The sequence below is a fragment of the Variovorax sp. VNK109 genome, from assembly GCF_049445855.1.
Lineage (GTDB): Bacteria > Pseudomonadota > Gammaproteobacteria > Burkholderiales > Burkholderiaceae_C > JAGOCV01.
The window spans coordinates 1,213,303-1,229,099 of the sequence record NZ_JBMSDV010000001.1 but is presented as its reverse complement, the minus strand read 5'-3'; the positions used below and the strand labels follow the sequence as shown (position 1 = coordinate 1,229,099).

The window sequence follows — 15,797 nt, the reverse complement described above, 5'->3', positions numbered from 1 at the left end:
TCATGAAACGGGCCGAGCAACAGACCGAAGGCATGCAGAAGATCGCCGATCTGATCGATCAGATCGGGGTTGGCATGTTGACCTGGGACGACGGGACGGGCCGACTGTCCAGCCGTCCGATGCTGCCCCTGGAGATGGACGCCGACGGCAGCCTCTGGTACTTCACCAGGCTCACGCCGGACAAGGAGGCCGCACAGGGCAGGGTGAACGTCGCGTTTGCCCGGCCTGACAGCGCATCCTATGTCTCGGTATCGGGCCGCGCGACGCTGCTGCACGAGCGCGAAAAGATCCTGAGTCTCTGGTCTGCGCTGGCCGAGCCCTGGTTTCCCGATGGGCCGGACGACCCGTCGCTCATGCTGCTGCGCGTGGACGTCGACGATGCCGAGTTCTGGGACGCCAGCACCAAATGCATGGTGCGCCTGCCATACCGCGCACCCGTCGCCGCGCAGCTCGACGCGGAAAACGGCAAGGTGCTCAATCCGCAATTTCCTGCGGCAGTGGTCTGAGTGCCGCGTCAATCCACGGCAGCGGCCATTTCACGCAAATCCCGTTCGTAGGCTCTGAGGCGCTTTTGCGCCGTGTCGCGTTGCTGCGGTGTCGTGGTGGCATGCGCCTGCGCAAAGCTGACACAGCTTTCCTGCTGCAATTTCTTCGCATAGGTGCGGTAGGCCGGATCAGGTGATTCGAGCGTGCGCTCCATGTAGCCGCGGATCACCGCGCGCGCCTGCGCCGGGGCCGGCTTGGTATCCATCAGTTGCCGCAAGGTTGCGAGGGCGTCGCGTTGCCGGCGCTGGCGCTCGGCATAGCTCACGACGGGGTCGAAACTCGACGCGTCCACCTCGCGGCGGATGGCGTCGCGTTGCGCACGGTCCAATCGCCCATAGATCATTTCACTGCGGTCCAGCACCTGCTTGTAGCGCAACTCTTTCTGCTCTTTCGGGCTCGCGTCCAGCCATTCCTTGCGGTAGTCCTTGTTGTTGCTCTCGTACTTGCGTTCCAGATGCCTGAGCTGCGCCGGCGTCAGGCTGGTGGCCAGCGTGGCTGCCGCGGGTTCGGCGTGGGCGGTGAGCGCCAGCACGCGCGAGCGGGCCTCGTCCACGAAGGCACAAACCTGCTGTGCCGAGACTTCGCCCGTCGCCATGGTGGAAGCGCGCTGCACGAGATCCGCATAGCGAGGCAACTCGACCGTCCGGTGCCACTGATGGAGCGAGGAAAGCTCCTCTTTCACCTGAGGCGACTGGGTGTCGTTCAGGTCGAGATACCCGTCGATCCACAGGTAGGTGATATTGGGCGCGCTGCTGTAGGCCAGCTTGATGGCGCTGCAACCTGCCAGACCCAGCACGGCCGCCAGCGCGAACGCGGGCAGGCCGATAATCCGGCCCATGGCGCGGAAAGCGCCCCCGCCCGGTGTTTTCATGCGCCGCACGGGTTTGGCATTCACAGGAACAACAGTCATGGCAACAGTCGATGTGGTGATCATGGCCGCGGGCAAGGGCACGCGGATGAAAAGCAGCAAACCCAAAGTGTTGCACCAACTCGCCGGCCGCGCGCTGCTGAAACATGTGGTGGACACTGTTACCCAATTGAAAGTTCGCCGGATTGCGGTGGTCACAGGTCATGGCGCGGCGCAGGTCGAAGACGCACTGGCGCAGGCCTACCCCGGCATTCCGCTGGCCTATGCGAAGCAGGAGCCGCAACTCGGGACCGGCCATGCCGTGCTGCAGGCTGCGCCGCTGCTGGAGAACGACGGTGTCACGCTCATCCTCAATGGCGACGTACCGCTGATTTCGGTCGTCACGCTCGGGCAATTGTTGACGGCATGCGATGGCCGCCACCTCAGCCTGCTGACGGTGGACCTGCCTGACCCGACGGGTTACGGCCGGATCGTGCGTGAGGGGGATGCCGTGCGCGCCATCGTCGAACACAAGGACGCCTCTGCCGCCCAGCGCGCGATCCGCGAGATCTACACCGGCGTAATGGCCGTGCCGACCGCAAAACTCAAGGCGTGGTTGCAACGGCTCACGCCCGACAACGCACAAGGCGAGTTCTACCTGACCGACATCGTGAAATTCGCGGTGGATGACGGCGACAGCGTCGTGGCCGTGAAGACGGACGATGCGTTGCAGGTAGAGGGCGTCAACAGTCCGGTGCAGCTCGCGGCGCTGGAACGCGCATGGCAGCTCCGGCAGGCACACAGGCTGATGGAGCAGGGCGTGCGCATCAGCGACCCGGCGCGCTTCGACCTGCGCGGTCGGCTCGATTGCGCGCAGGATGTGGAGATCGACGTGAATTGCGTCTTCGAGGGCGAAGTGACGCTTGGTGAGGGCGTGCGCATCGGCGCGAACTGCGTGATCGCGAATGCGCGCATCGACGCGGGCGCGGTCATCCACCCGTTCACGCACATCGACGGCGAGCGGCTCGGCGTGCAGGTCGGGTCCGGCGCGCTGGTGGGGCCTTTCGCGCGACTGCGGCCAGGTGCACAACTGGGTGCCGAGGTGCACATCGGCAACTTCGTGGAGGTGAAGAACTCCACGCTGGCCGCGGGCGCCAAGGCGAACCATCTCGCTTACCTGGGCGACGCGACCGTGGGCGCGCGCGTGAACTACGGCGCCGGCAGCATCACCGCCAACTACGACGGCGCGAACAAGCACCGCACCGTGATCGGCGACGACGTGCATGTGGGCAGCAATTGCGTGCTGGTCGCGCCCGTGACCATCGGCGCCGGTGGCACCGTCGGCGCGGGGTCGACGATCACCAGGAGCACCGAGCCGGGAGCCTTGAGCGTGGCACGCGGCAAGCAGGTGGGCATTGCCAACTGGCAGCGGCCTCAGAAGAAACCGAAGGGCTGAGCGCGAGCCGGGTCAGTCGCGTATGAGCGGGATGCGCGGCGCGAACTTCGCGCGTTTCACGCTGAAGAACGCCTTCACGTTGCGCACATTCGCGTCGCTGGTGAAAAGCCGCTGTGCCAGCGCGAGGTAGCCGGGCATGTCCGGCGCGGCAACGATGAGCACGAAGTCCGGCCCCGGCGAGACGCGGTAGCACTGCTGGACGGCGTCGTCGCCCGACACGCGCTGCTCGAAGGCGTCGAGGCTGGCCGCGTCTTGGCGATCCAGCGAAATCTCCACGATCGCGGTCAATCCGTGGCCGAGCAATGGCGCAAGCTTGTCCGCGCTGAGCAGGGCCACCTGCCGTTCGATCAGACCTGACTCCCGCAATCGCCTGACCCGGCGCAGGCAGGTGGGCGGCGACATGCCCGCCAGTTCGGCCAGTGCCTGGTTGCTGGGACTGGCATCGTTCTGCAGCAGGGCGAGCAGCCTCAAGTCAGAATCGTCGATGTCTGATGATTTCAAAAATGAAGACATTCTTGAATTTTCGTTCAATTCATGATCATCGAGAAATTTTTCGTGAAAAATTGGACTGAATCAAAACTTAATTCCATCAAGCCTTGACTACGATCCACGGCATACCAATTGAAGGCATCCACCATGTGCGGCATCGTCGGCTCGGTTTCCACGCGAAACATCGTCCCCATCCTCGTGCAGGGCCTGCAGCGGCTCGAATACCGCGGCTATGACTCCTGCGGCGTTGCGGTGCATGCGGGTGGCGGTCTCCAGCGTGCGCGCAGCACCTCGCGCGTGGCCGAGCTGCTGGAGCAGGTGACCACCAGCAGGCTGGAAGGCCATACCGGCATCGCGCACACGCGCTGGGCCACGCATGGCGCACCGGCGGTGCACAACGCGCACCCGCACTTCAGCCATGGCCCGGGTGCAGACGCCGCAGCGGCACGGCCCGGTCGCGTGGCGCTGGTGCACAACGGCATCATCGAGAACCACGAAGAACTGCGTGCCGCGCTGCAGGCGAAGGGCTATGTGTTTGCGAGCCAGACCGACACCGAGGTCATCGCGCATCTGGTCGATTCGCTGTACGACGGCGACCTGTTCGAGGCGGTGAAGGCGGCCGTGGTGCAACTGCAGGGCGCCTACGCGATTGCCGTGTTCCACAAGGACGAGCCGCATCGCGTCGTCGGTTCCCGCGCCGGTTCTCCGCTGATCCTGGGCGTGGGCAAGGAAGGCGGCGAGAACTTCCTGGCGAGCGACGCGATGGCGCTGGCGGGTGTGACGGACCAGATCGTCTACCTGGAAGAAGGCGATGTGGTGGACCTGCAGCTCGGTCGCCACTGGATCGTCGACCGCGCACACAAGCCGGTCACGCGCGAGGTGCGCACGGTCCAGGCGCACAGCGGCGCGGCCGAACTCGGGCCCTACCGCCACTACATGCAGAAGGAGATCTTCGAGCAGCCGCGCGCGATTGCCGACACGCTGGAAGGTGTGGAAGGGATCGTGCCGGAACTGTTCGACGGTGCGAATGCCGCAGCCTGGCGCGTGTTCAAGGAAATCGACAAGGTGCTCATCCTCGCGTGTGGCACGAGCTACTACAGTGGTTGCGCGGCCAAGTACTGGCTGGAGGGCATCGCGAAGATCCCCACACAGGTCGAGATCGCCAGCGAATACCGCTACCGTGAATCGGTGCCCGACCCGAAGACGCTGGTGGTGACGATCACGCAGTCCGGCGAAACCGCAGACACCCTGGCCGCGCTGCGCCACGCGCAGGGCCTGGGCATGACGCACACCCTGACCATCTGCAACGTCGCGACGAGCGCCATGGTGCGCGAGACGGAACTCGCATACATCACGCGCGCCGGCGTGGAAATCGGTGTGGCCTCGACCAAGGCATTCACCACGCAACTGGCGGGCCTGTTCCTGCTGACGCTGGCGCTCGCGCAGTCGAAGGGCCGCCTGAGTGACGAGCAGGAAGCCGCACACCTGAAGGCGATGCGCCACTTGCCCGTCGCGCTCCAGGCCGTGCTGGCGCTCGAGCCGCAAGTCATCGGCTGGGCAGAGGATTTCGTGCGCATGGAGAACGCGCTGTTCCTCGGGCGCGGGCTGCATTACCCCATTGCCCTCGAAGGCGCGCTCAAGCTCAAGGAGATCAGCTACATCCACGCCGAGGCGTATCCGGCCGGCGAACTCAAGCATGGGCCGCTCGCGCTCGTCACCGCGCAGATGCCGGTGGTGACCGTCGCACCCAACGACGCGTTGCTCGAAAAGCTCAAGAGCAACATGCAGGAAGTGCGCGCGAGGGGTGGCCTGCTGTACGTGCTGGCCGACGCCGACACACGCATCGAAAGCGGGGAAGGCATCCGCGTCATCCGCATGCCCGAGCACTACGGCGCACTCAGCCCGTTGCTGCACGTGGTGCCGTTGCAGTTGCTGGCGTATCACACCGCATGCCTGCGCGGCACCGACGTTGACAAGCCCCGCAACCTGGCGAAGAGCGTGACGGTGGAGTGAGCGTGCCGGCAACGGCACAATGCAAACTTCCCGCGAAACAAGAATTCCATGCACAGCACTGCCCTCGTCCTTTTTTCCGGCGGCCAGGACTCCACGACCTGCCTGGCCCATGCACTTGCGCGCTACCAGCGCGTGGAAACCATCGGCTTCGACTATGGCCAGCGGCATTTGGTGGAACTGCAGCAGCGGCTCGTGGTGCTCGACGCATTCCGCGAAAGCTTTCCGAAGTGGGGTGCGCGACTGGGGCAGGACCACGTGCTCGACCTCAGCGTGCTGGGTGACGTGAGCGAGACCTCGCTCACACGCGACATGGCGTTCCAGATGGAGCAGACGGGTCTGCCCAATACGTTCGTGCCGGGGCGCAACCTGATGTTCCTCACGCTGGCCGGCGCGCTCGCCTATCGCCGCGGACTGGAAGTCATCGTCACGGGCGTGTGCGAGACCGACTACTCCGGCTACCCGGACTGTCGTGACGACACCATGAAGGCAATGCAGCTTGCGCTGTCGCTGGGCATGGACCGCCGCACGACGATCGAGACGCCGCTGATGTGGATCGACAAGGCCGCCACCTGGCAGATGGCCCACGATCTCGGCGGCCAGAAGCTGGTGGACCTGATCCTCGAGGAAACCCACACCTGCTACAGCGGCGACCGCGAGCATCGCCATTCCTGGGGCTACGGCTGTGGCGAGTGCCCGGCGTGCGAACTGCGCGCGCGGGGCTTCGAGCGCTACAGCGCCTCGCAGACCTGAATCTACGCAGCTGCTTCGCGCAAGACGTGTTTCGGCGCGTGGCTGGCGGGGTTGTCCGCCGGTGCGGCTTCCAGCATCCATCGCCGCTGGTGAAAGGCCGCAACGCCCGGCCGGTGTGCGATCGACACGAGTCCGCCGCCCGCCTGCCGCACCTGTTCGATGAGCTTCTGGTAAAGCTGCTTTTCCGCAGGCTCGTCCAGCGCACTCGTGGCTTCGTCGGCAAAAATCCAGCGGGGCTTCTTGAGCAACACGCGCGCGATTGCCAGGCGCTGTTGCTCGCCACCAGAGAGCTTCTGGCCCCACGCATCCTCGTCGTCAAGGCGTGACTTGAGTTGCGGCAGCAAGGCGTCGTCCAGCGCCTGTGCCAACGCCTCGTCGGTGTACGCGGTCGCCGATTCCGGATACGCCAGCGCGTCGCGCAGGCGGCCGTCGGGGAAGTAGGCCCGCTGCGGGATGAACATCGCGCCTTCGGGCATGCGCACGCGGCCCCGTGCGAATGGCCACAGGCCCGAGAACACGCGGAACAGTGTGGACTTCCCGCTGCCGGACGGACCTTGCAGCAGCACGGTATCGCCCGCGCTGGCGTTGAGCGATGCGTTCGATAGCAGCACGCTGCCGTCCGGAAGCTGCAGCGACAGTCCGCTGGCCTGCAAGTCCGTGCCGGTTTCCGGATGCAGCACGGCGGCCTCTTGTTGCTGTGCCCGCGTGACCGCGTCCTCGAAACTCGTGAGCCGGTCTGTCGTCGCGCGCCAGGCGGCGATGGTGCTGTAGTTGTCGACGAGCCAGCTGAGCGAGTCCTGCACACGGCCGAAGGCAGTGACGATCTGCATCAGTTCGCCGAGCTGTATGCCCCCGCCGAAGAAGCGGGGCGCTGCCACGATGAACGGGAAAACCGCGGCGGCCTGTCCGAAGAAATTGGTGAACCAGGCGAGGTTCTTCTGTGCCTTGAGCAGTTGCAGGTAGTTGATCAGCACGCTGGAAAAGCGGGTGTCGAGCTGCTGCTTTTCAACGGCTTCCCCCTTGTCCAGTGCGATCGATTCGCTGTACTCGCGCACCCGGACCAGGCGGTGCCGGAAATCGGCCTCGAGTTTCTGCTGGCGGAAGTTCAACCCGATCTGCGAACGGCCGATGTAATGCGTGAGAACGCTTCCGACAATGCAGTACAGCAAGGCCGCCCACACCATGAAGCCGGGGATCGCGTACTCCGTCCCTCCCATGTTGAAGGAGAAAGCACCGCTGAGCGCCCAGAGGATGCCCGCGAAGCTTGCGAGCGTCACCAGGGCATTGAGTATCCCCATCGAGAGGGAGATCGTGTACGACGTGAAGAGGTTGAGGTCTTCCTGGATACGCTGGTCGGGGTTGTCTGCGTCGGCTTGGTTCGTGCCGGAGAACCGCGCGAGCTCCAGCCGGTAGAACGCCTGCCCTGTCAGCCAGCGCTGAAGGTAATGCTTGGTCAGCCATTCACGCCAGCGTATTTCGAGCAGCTGCGTAAGGTAGGCGCGATACACCGCAATGACGATGTACGCGAACGCGATCCAGACGAACCGCCCGAGTTGTGTCCAGAACGTCGCCTGATCACGTTTTTCCAGGGCGTCGTAGAAGAGGCGGAACCACTCGTTGTTCAGGACCAGCATGTAGACGGCCCCCAGGTTGAGCAGGATGATGGCCGTCAGCAGCGCCCGCGCCCGCCATTTGTCCTCCGACTTGAAGTAAGGGGCCGACAGGGCCCAGATACGGCGCGTCGTGACGGCGGCCTGCGAGAACTTGTCCAGAATGCGCATGGGTACCTCGTGGGTGTGCGCGTGCATCGTAGCCGCACAGGCTTAGAACGGGCTGAAGATTTCGCGGGTCCCGGTTGGCCGCACGGCCAATCGGTCATTCGGCACTCAGCCCTGATTGCTGATGCCGCTGGCCACGTGGCCGGACGGCACATGCAGCGCGGCTGAATCGACGTGGCCGGTCTGGTCGTCGAAGAAGAAGTCGGGCTCGAACTCGCGCAGGAATTCACCCTTGGGCAGGCCGCCGAGGAACATGGCTTCATCCACCTCGATGTTCCAGTCCATCAGCGTGCGGATCGCGCGTTCGTGTGCGGGCGCGCTGCGCGCTGTCACCAAGGCGGTGCGCACGCGCATCGAAGGGGTGCCTTCCTGCTGCAGGCGGTGCAGGGCCTGCAGCAGTGGTTTGAAGGGGCCTTCGGGCAAGGGCAGGCCTGCCTTCGTGGCTTCGTGCCGCTGGAACGCGTCCAGCCCTTCGGCCTGGTACACGCGTTCCGCTTCGTCGGAAAACAGCACCGCGTCACCGTCGAACGCGATGCGCACTTCATGCGGGTGCGCATCCGAAGCATGGCTGGATTGCGGATACACCTGTGCGGCCGGCACGCCCGCGTCGAGCGCAGCGCGCACATCGCTCAGGTGCGTCGAAAGGAAAAGATTGGCATTGAGCGGCTTGAGATAGCGCCATGGCGGCTGCCCTCGCGTGAAGCTGCCGCGCTGGATGGGCAGTCCGTAATGCTGGGAGGAGCGGAACACGCGCATGCCCGACACGGGGTCGTTGCGCGAAAGGATGACCACCTCCACGCGTTGCGTGCTCGTGTCATTGAAAGCCAGCAGCTTCTTCACCAGCGAGAACGCCACACCGGGCTTGGCGGGTATCTCCAGCCGGTCGAGCTGCAGCTTCATGTAGGCACGGTCGTCGCCTTGCTCGAAGATGCGATTTTCTTCCTCGAAGTCGAACAGGGCGCGCGAAGAGATCGCGACGACCAGCTTGCCTTTGAGGGAAACACCCATGTCGCTTCCTTTTCAGGCCTGGAGGAACAACCGGTATGCCGGATTGCCGGTTTCCTCAACATACGGATATCCCAGGGTGTCCAGGAATTTCTGGAAGGCCTTGTTCTCCGCTTCCGGCACTTGCAGCCCGACGAGGATGCGGCCGTAGTCTGCACCCTGGTTGCGGTAGTGGAACAGGCTGATGTTCCAGTTGGGCTTCATGAGGCTGAGGAATTTCATCAGCGCGCCGGGGCGTTCGGGAAATATGAATCGCAGCAAGCGTTCATCGTGCGCGAGCTTGGAGTGCCCGCCCACCATGTAGCGGATGTGCTCTTTCGCCAGGTCGTCGTGCGTGAGGTCCAGCGTGTCGAAGCCGTGCTTGTTGAAGCTGTTGGCGATCTTCAGCGACTCGCCCTTGGCCGATGTGGTGAGGCCGACGAACACGTGGGCCTTCGACGCATCGCTGATGCGGTAGTTGAATTCGGTGACGTTGCGCGTGCCGCCGGGCAGCGTACCGATGAGTTCGCAAAAGCGACGGAAGCTGCCGCGCTCTTCGGGGATGGTCACGGCGAAAAGCGCTTCGCGTTCTTCGCCGACCTCCGCGCGCTCGGCCACGAACCGCAGCCGGTCGAAGTTCATGTTCGCACCGCACAGGATGGCGGCATAGGTCTCGCCACGCTTCTTGTGACGCGATACGTATTCCTTGATGGCGGCGACCGCCATCGCGCCCGCCGGCTCCACGATGCTGCGCGTGTCGACAAACACGTCCTTGATTGCCGCGCACACCGCGTCTGTATCGACCGTGATGAACTCGTCCACCAGCCCCTTCGCCACGCGGAAGGTTTCCTCGCCCACGAGCTTCACAGCCGTGCCGTCGGAGAACAGGCCGACGTCGGCCAGCGTGACGCGCTTTTTCGCGGCGACGGACTGCATCATCGCGTCCGAGTCGTTCATCTGCACGCCGATGACGCGGATTTCGGGTCGCACGGCCTTGATGTAGTTGGCCACGCCCGAGACGAGGCCGCCGCCTCCGATCGCGACGAACACAGCGTCCAGCGGCCCCTGATGCTGGCGAAGGATCTCCATCGCGATCGTGCCCTGGCCCGCGATCACGTCCGGATCGTCGAACGGATGGACGAACGTCAGGCCCTTCTTCTTTTCGAGTTGTGCGGCATGCAGATAGGCGTCCGAGTAGCTGTCGCCATGCAGGACCACGTCGCCGCCCAGCGCGCGGACGGCATCGATCTTGAGTTGGGGTGTCGTCACAGGCATCACGATGACGGCACGCGTCCCGAGCTTGTTGGCGCCGAGCGCCACACCCTGTGCGTGATTGCCGGCCGAGGCGCAGATCACGCCGCGCTTGAGTTGTTCTGGCGTCAGATGCGCCATCTTGTTGTACGCGCCACGCAGCTTGAAGCTGAAGACCGGCTGCTGGTCTTCGCGCTTGAGCAGCACTTTGTTGTGCAGCCGCCGACTCAGGTTTTTTGCGGGTTCGAGTGCGGACTCGACAGCGACGTCATAAACGCGCGCCGTGAGGATTTTCTTGAGGTAGTCGGCAGGCGACAGATTCTTGGCCATTTGGCGGCAGATGATAGCGGCGGAAAGAAAAAAGCCCCGAGTCTTGCGACTCGGGGCTAAATCCACCAAAGGAGGAGGGTGGAGGAGACAATGGGCGCGTGAATGAACACGCATGCCGCAAGTGTAGCGATAATTTGTTGCGTTGCAACATGTGTGGACGTCTCAATATGAGACGAATCGCACAGTATTAGCTGAATTTATTGTGCAGATACACGATTGATGGGAGCGAAGGTATGACTATGGAATGCACGGTCAGCTGGACGGGTGCCGCAGGCACGCGCTCCGGCATGGGTTTTCTGGCCGAGACGGGCAGCGGGCACACGCTGATGATGGATGGAGCGCCGGATGCGGCGAAACCCGAACACGGTGGCCAGAATCTGGCGCCCCGCCCCATGGAGACGGTCCTTGCCGGGACGGGGGGCTGCACGGCGTATGACGTCGTGCTGATCCTGCGACGCGGGCGTCATCAGGTCCAGGGTTGCAGCGTCAAGCTGACGGCCGAACGTGCTACGGAAGATCCGAAGGTGTTCACGTCGATCCACATGCATTTCACCGTGGTGGGCAAGGCCATTCCTCCAGCAGCGGTGGAGCGAGCGGTGGCGCTCAGTCACGAGAAATACTGCTCGGCCAGCGCGATGTTGGCGAAGACGGCGGCAATGACCACGAGTTTCGAACTCAAGGAAGCTTGAATCCCGGAGGGGCACTCCCGCCAAGCGCGCTCAGCTCAGATGTAGTGGGCCGTGGTGGTCATGACCTTGGCGGCTGCTTTCATTGCAGCCTTGATGGGAGGAGGCAGTTCCATGGCTCCTGCTTCTTGCGCCTGGTCGGCGTGACGGGCCTCATCTTCCTTCATCTGGGCGACGACGGCACGCGAGGCGTGATCGTTGGCAGGCAGGCGTGTCAGATGACCCTGCAGATGCGCCTCCACCTGTCGCTCGGTCTCGACCACGAAGCCCAAGCTCGCGCGATCGCTGATCCGGCCCGCCACGAAACCTAGCGCGAAAGCGCCTGCATACCAAAGCGGATTGAGCAGCGACGGGCGACTGTCCAACTCATCCAGTCGCTGGCGTGTCCAGGCCAGATGATCGGTTTCTTCTCGCGCTGCATGCTCCAGTTGCTCGCGCAGGGCTCCATTTCGCGTTGCGGCGGCTTGACCCGTGTAAAGCGCCTGCGCGCAGACTTCGCCCACATGATTCACGCGCATGAGGGCGCCCGACAGTTGTTTTTCCCGGGGCGCGAGTGCTCCCTGCGCGACGGATGGCGTCGGCGTCGGTCGGCCGCTCCGGGGATGCGAAAAAACGGTTCGAAGTGCGGAATCGGCGAGATTCAGAAGCTTGTCCATGACAGCGGGCGTAGTTTGTAACAAAGTCGTACGGGATTGAACCATTGTGCATTGCAATACAGGGTCATGAAGTCTAGATTGCCCGGCTTCGTCGGGCGTGAATCTTGCTTGCGCAGCCCTGCAATTCTCTGCTTTGTCGTCTGCGCCAATCCATGTTGCAGCCCTGCAACGAAACGGCTGTCCGCGCGCAATATTCCGCCTAATTTCTTTGCGCTCGCAGGCGCCGTCTGGTGCAATTGCATCAACTTCCTAAACGGAGGTTGGCCCGGGGATCCGGTGGGGGTGCAAGCCCTCCTCGAACCGGAGCCCTATGTTTAACCTTGGAGAAACTTGCAATGAAAAAATCCCTAGTTGCTCTGGCTGCCCTGGCTGTTGCCGGTGTTGCTTCTGCACAATCGTCGGTGACCCTGTTCGGTATCGTTGACGCGGCCGTCGGTCACCAGTCCACCAGCGGCGGCGCAAGCGCCACCGGCCTCGTGAACTCCGGTTACAACTCCAGCCGCCTGGGTTTCCGCGGCGTTGAAGATCTGGGCGGCGGTCTGTCGGCCAGCTTCTGGCTCGAAGCCGGTATCAACAACGACAACGGTTCGTTCGGCACGACCAACACCAACGGCACCGCAGCCTCTGGCTCCGGTGGTGGCGGCCTGACCTTCAACCGTCGTTCGACAGTTAGCCTGTCCGGCGGTTTCGGTGAAATCCGTATCGGTCGTGACTTCACCCCGACCTTCTGGAACGACACCGTGTTCGATCCGTTCGGCACCAACGGCGTTGGTACCAACCTGTTCTCGACGGCCGCTGGTGCAACGCACACCGCAGCTGGCTATAGCACCTATGTTCGCTCTAGCAACACTGTTGGCTACTTCCTGCCCTCCAACATCGGCGGCTTCTACGGCCAAGTGCAATATGGCTTCGACGAGCAAACCGCTCCCGCTGCTGGTAGCGTTGGGCAATACAAGGGTCTGCGTTTCGGTTACCAAGCTGGTCCGGTCAACGTGGCTCTGGCTTGGGGTGAAACCTCTGGCGTAGCAGGTGGCATCGGCGACACCCAAACGGTGAACCTGGGTGCTTCGTACGACCTCGGCGTTGCCAAGATCATGGGTGAATGGGGCCGCGTTGACGTGGACTCGGGCACTCTCGGCCTGGGCTCTGTTGACCTCGACGGCTGGCTGCTCGGTGTGTCCGTGCCGGTCGGTGCTGGTGAAATCCGCGCTGCCTACTCCAAGGTCAGCGACAGCGGCGTCCTGACCGCTGACGGCTCCGCCAACAAGATCGCTCTGGGCTACGTGCACAACCTGTCCAAGCGCACCGCTCTGTATGCTACGTACGCACGTATCAGCAACAAGAACGGTCTGGGCTTCGCGGTCGGCGGCCTGGCTGGTGGTCTGGCAAATGCCAACTCCAAGGGCTACGAGTTCGGCGTTCGCCACTCCTTCTAATTCAACGCTGGCGTGAGCCAGCCGAGAAGCTGAAGACTAAAAGCCGTCCGGCGCAAGCCGGGCGGCTTTTTTCTTTGGGTAAGGGGTTTGGTGTTCACATGAAGCATCGGTGGTGTTCGCATTGGGTTGGCGTACTGGTGTCTGCGGTTTTCGCGGGCCTGCTCGTGGGTTGCGCGTCTGCGCCGCGCGAAATCGCCATCGCGCCCGGTGCCGATGCAATGGCTGCCGCGTGGAGCCAGTTGAAGTCGGGTGACTCGCCCTGGCATCACCAGTCCTTCCCCGGAAAGACGCCGACGCACTTCGGTTACACGCGCATCGACGGTCGCGATGCGATGGCCGCCACGGCACACGCATCGGCCAGCATGCTCAGGCGCAAGGTGCAGGTGCAGCCGGCCGACATCGGCAAGGTGCGCTTTTCGTGGAAGGTGCCCGAGCTCATCGCCGACGCCGACATGGCCGTGCGCGATTACGACGATGCCCCTGTGCGACTGGTTCTGGCATTTGACGGCGACCGCTCGAAGTTCTCCGCGCGCAACGCCATGCTGTCCGAGCTCGCCCGCACGCTCACCGGCGAAGAGATGCCTTACGCCACGCTCATGTACGTGTGGTGCACGAAACGCGCTCCCGGAACGGTGATCATCAATCCACGGACCGACCGCATCCGCAAGCTCGTGGTGGAGTCCGGTCCGAACCGGCTGAACCAGTGGATGGACTACGAGCGCGACATCCGCGCCGACTTCGAGAAAGCCTTCGGCGAGCCCCCTGGCGCGCTGATCGGCATCGGCATCATGACGGATGCGGACAACACGCAAAGCCGGGCTTCGGCCTGGTACGGGCCGGTCAAATTGCTGGCGGCCGATCGCGTCCCTTGAGCGTCATGCACGGGGCGGCGCTGTCACGCCGCTGAAATATCCCCACAACAGGAAAACCCCCTTTGACGGTCAACGCGCCGCTGTGCATAGTGGCCGTTTCAACTAATTGAGGGAATGAGTCATGGGGTTCAGAAAAGCAATGCTGTGCGCGGCGCTGGCCGCGGTCGTGGCTGTGCCTGCCGTGCAGGCGAAGACGTTCAAGTGGTCGAGCGCGAGCGACATCCCGACCTTCGACATCCACTCGCAGAACAACGCGCTCGGCAATGGCGTGCATGCGGCGGTGTACGACTCGCTGGTTTATTACAACAGCCAGACATTCAAGCCCGAACCCCAGCTCGCAACCGCATGGCGCGAAATGTCGCCCACGCAGGTGCGCTTCACGCTGCGCTCCGGCGTGAAGTTCAGCGACGGCACGGCCTTCACCGCTGACGACGTGGTGTATTCGATCACCCGCGCCATGGCCAAGACCTCCAACTACACGGTCTACACGCAGGGCATCGACCGCGTCGTCAAGGTGAACGACACGACGGTGGACTTCATCATGAAGGGCCCGAACCCCGTGCTGCTCAACCAGCTGACCGAGCTGCGCATCATGAGCAAGGCCTGGGCAGAGAAGAACAAGTCGGTCGAACCGAAGGACATCCGCACCAAGGACGAAACCTTCGCCCACCGCAACGCCATGGGCACCGGCCCGTACATGGTGAAGGAATGGCAGCCCGACCAGAAGCTCGTGCTGGTGAAGAATCCCAACTACTGGGGCAGCATCCCGACCAACGTCACCGAAATCATCTACACCCCGATCAAGTCCGAAGCCACGCGCGTGGCCGCGCTGCTGTCGGGTGAAGTGGACTTCATCCTCGACCCGAGCCCGCAGGATCTGGGGCGCCTGCGCGGCAACGCCAACCTCAAGGTGATCGACGGCGTCGAGAACCGCACCATCTTCCTGGGTATGGACCAGTTCCGCGACGAACTGCCCGGCTCCGACGTGAAGGGCAAGAACCCGCTGAAGGACGTCCGCGTGCGCAAGGCGCTCTACCAGGCCATCGACATCGACGCACTGACCCGCGTGACCATGCGCGGCCTGAGCCAGCCCACGGGCTCCATCGTCGCGCCGCAAGTGGCCGGCTGGACCGAAGACGTGCACAAGCGCTTCCCGTACGACCAGAACGTTTCGAAGAAGCTGCTGGCCGATGCCGGTTACCCGAACGGCTTCGAGGTCGACTTTGCCTGCCCGAACAACCGCTACATCAACGACGAGGAAATCTGCCAGGCCGTGACCGCCATGTGGGCCAAAGTCGGCGTGAAGGCCAAGCTGCGCACGCTGCCGCTGGTGACTTACTTCCCGATGATCCAGCGTTACGAAGCCAGCATCTACATGCTCGGCTGGGGCGTGCCGACCTTCGATGCGCTGTACAGCCTGCAATCGCTGGTGCGTACCGTGGGCACGGGGGGTGACGGCAACTACAACGTGGGCCGTTACAGCAACCAGCGCATGGACTACATCGTCGACCGCATCAAGACCGAAACCGACCTGCCAGTGCGTAACCGCCTGCTGACGGAGGGCTTGCAGCTGCAGAACGACACGGTCGCGAACATCCCGCTGCACAACCAGATCATCCCCTGGGCGCTGAAGAAGAACGTGAGCGTCGTCCACCGCGCGGACAACCGCCTGGACTGGCGTCTCATCACGGTGAACTGACGAT

14 protein-coding genes are annotated in these 15,797 nt (G+C 63.5%); 8 read left to right on the top strand and 6 right to left on the bottom strand.

Annotated features, from left to right (window positions below):
* Window positions 1-2: 2 nt before the first annotated feature.
* A complete protein-coding gene (locus tag ACO2Q9_RS06055) occupies window positions 3-506 on the top strand; it encodes a pyridoxamine 5'-phosphate oxidase family protein (protein ID WP_423309301.1) in 504 nt (167 codons plus the stop codon).
* 8 nt (window positions 507-514) lie between these two features.
* On the opposite strand, the gene ACO2Q9_RS06050 is transcribed toward ACO2Q9_RS06055, so the two are convergent.
* On the bottom strand, window positions 515-1,456 hold the full coding sequence (locus ACO2Q9_RS06050) for a DUF6279 family lipoprotein (RefSeq protein ID WP_423309299.1): 942 nt from the start codon (window positions 1,454-1,456) through the stop codon (window positions 515-517).
* On the opposite strand from ACO2Q9_RS06050, the gene glmU reads away from it, so the two are divergent.
* Complete coding sequence (gene glmU / locus ACO2Q9_RS06045; protein ID WP_423309297.1) at window positions 1,455-2,849, top strand: bifunctional UDP-N-acetylglucosamine diphosphorylase/glucosamine-1-phosphate N-acetyltransferase GlmU; 1,395 nt, start codon at window positions 1,455-1,457, stop codon at window positions 2,847-2,849. The genes ACO2Q9_RS06050 and glmU overlap by 2 nt on opposite strands.
* Before the next feature lie 12 nt (window positions 2,850-2,861).
* Here the strand turns inward: glmU and ACO2Q9_RS06040 are convergent, their stop codons facing one another.
* On the bottom strand, window positions 2,862-3,362 hold the full coding sequence (locus ACO2Q9_RS06040; protein WP_423309295.1) for an Lrp/AsnC family transcriptional regulator: 501 nt from the start codon (window positions 3,360-3,362) through the stop codon (window positions 2,862-2,864).
* Window positions 3,363-3,485: 123 nt separating this feature from the next.
* Between ACO2Q9_RS06040 and glmS the strand changes: the two genes are divergently transcribed.
* Window positions 3,486-5,351 carry a glutamine--fructose-6-phosphate transaminase (isomerizing) gene (gene glmS, locus ACO2Q9_RS06035; RefSeq protein ID WP_423309952.1) on the top strand — a complete coding sequence of 622 codons (1,866 nt, stop codon included), beginning with the start codon at window positions 3,486-3,488 and terminating at the stop codon, window positions 5,349-5,351.
* A gap of 48 nt (window positions 5,352-5,399) precedes the next feature.
* Window positions 5,400-6,101 carry a 7-cyano-7-deazaguanine synthase QueC gene (gene queC, locus ACO2Q9_RS06030; RefSeq protein ID WP_423309293.1) on the top strand — a complete coding sequence of 234 codons (702 nt, stop codon included), beginning with the start codon at window positions 5,400-5,402 and terminating at the stop codon, window positions 6,099-6,101.
* 2 nt (window positions 6,102-6,103) lie between these two features.
* Here the strand turns inward: queC and ACO2Q9_RS06025 are convergent, their stop codons facing one another.
* The 3 genes from ACO2Q9_RS06025 to ilvA all read right to left on the bottom strand — a co-directional run bounded on the left by ACO2Q9_RS06025 (window position 6,104) and on the right by ilvA (window position 10,444).
* Complete coding sequence (locus tag ACO2Q9_RS06025) at window positions 6,104-7,882, bottom strand: ABC transporter ATP-binding protein/permease (protein WP_423309291.1); 1,779 nt, start codon at window positions 7,880-7,882, stop codon at window positions 6,104-6,106.
* 105 nt (window positions 7,883-7,987) lie between these two features.
* Window positions 7,988-8,887 carry a 5'-nucleotidase gene (locus ACO2Q9_RS06020; RefSeq protein ID WP_423309289.1) on the bottom strand — a complete coding sequence of 300 codons (900 nt, stop codon included), beginning with the start codon at window positions 8,885-8,887 and terminating at the stop codon, window positions 7,988-7,990.
* Window positions 8,888-8,899: 12 nt separating this feature from the next.
* Window positions 8,900-10,444 (bottom strand): threonine ammonia-lyase, biosynthetic, encoded by a 1,545-nt coding sequence (gene ilvA, locus ACO2Q9_RS06015; RefSeq protein WP_423309287.1) that lies wholly within the window; start codon window positions 10,442-10,444, stop codon window positions 8,900-8,902.
* A gap of 239 nt (window positions 10,445-10,683) precedes the next feature.
* On the opposite strand from ilvA, the gene ACO2Q9_RS06010 reads away from it, so the two are divergent.
* Window positions 10,684-11,133, top strand: coding sequence for an OsmC family protein (locus ACO2Q9_RS06010; protein ID WP_423309950.1), 450 nt, complete (start codon window positions 10,684-10,686; stop codon window positions 11,131-11,133).
* A 35-nt stretch (window positions 11,134-11,168) separates the two neighbouring features.
* On the opposite strand, the gene coq7 is transcribed toward ACO2Q9_RS06010, so the two are convergent.
* Window positions 11,169-11,786: a 2-polyprenyl-3-methyl-6-methoxy-1,4-benzoquinone monooxygenase gene (coq7, locus tag ACO2Q9_RS06005; protein ID WP_423309285.1), complete on the bottom strand. Its 618-nt coding sequence runs from the start codon at window positions 11,784-11,786 to the stop codon at window positions 11,169-11,171.
* 335 nt (window positions 11,787-12,121) lie between these two features.
* On the opposite strand from coq7, the gene ACO2Q9_RS06000 reads away from it, so the two are divergent.
* From ACO2Q9_RS06000 to ACO2Q9_RS05990, 3 genes are all read left to right on the top strand, one after another.
* A complete protein-coding gene (locus ACO2Q9_RS06000) occupies window positions 12,122-13,222 on the top strand; it encodes a porin (protein ID WP_423309283.1) in 1,101 nt (366 codons plus the stop codon).
* 98 nt (window positions 13,223-13,320) lie between these two features.
* Window positions 13,321-14,094, top strand: coding sequence for a DUF3047 domain-containing protein (locus tag ACO2Q9_RS05995; protein ID WP_423309281.1), 774 nt, complete (start codon window positions 13,321-13,323; stop codon window positions 14,092-14,094).
* 121 nt (window positions 14,095-14,215) lie between these two features.
* A complete protein-coding gene (locus ACO2Q9_RS05990; RefSeq protein WP_423309279.1) occupies window positions 14,216-15,793 on the top strand; it encodes an ABC transporter substrate-binding protein in 1,578 nt (525 codons plus the stop codon).
* The last annotated feature ends 4 nt before the right edge of the window (window positions 15,794-15,797 follow it).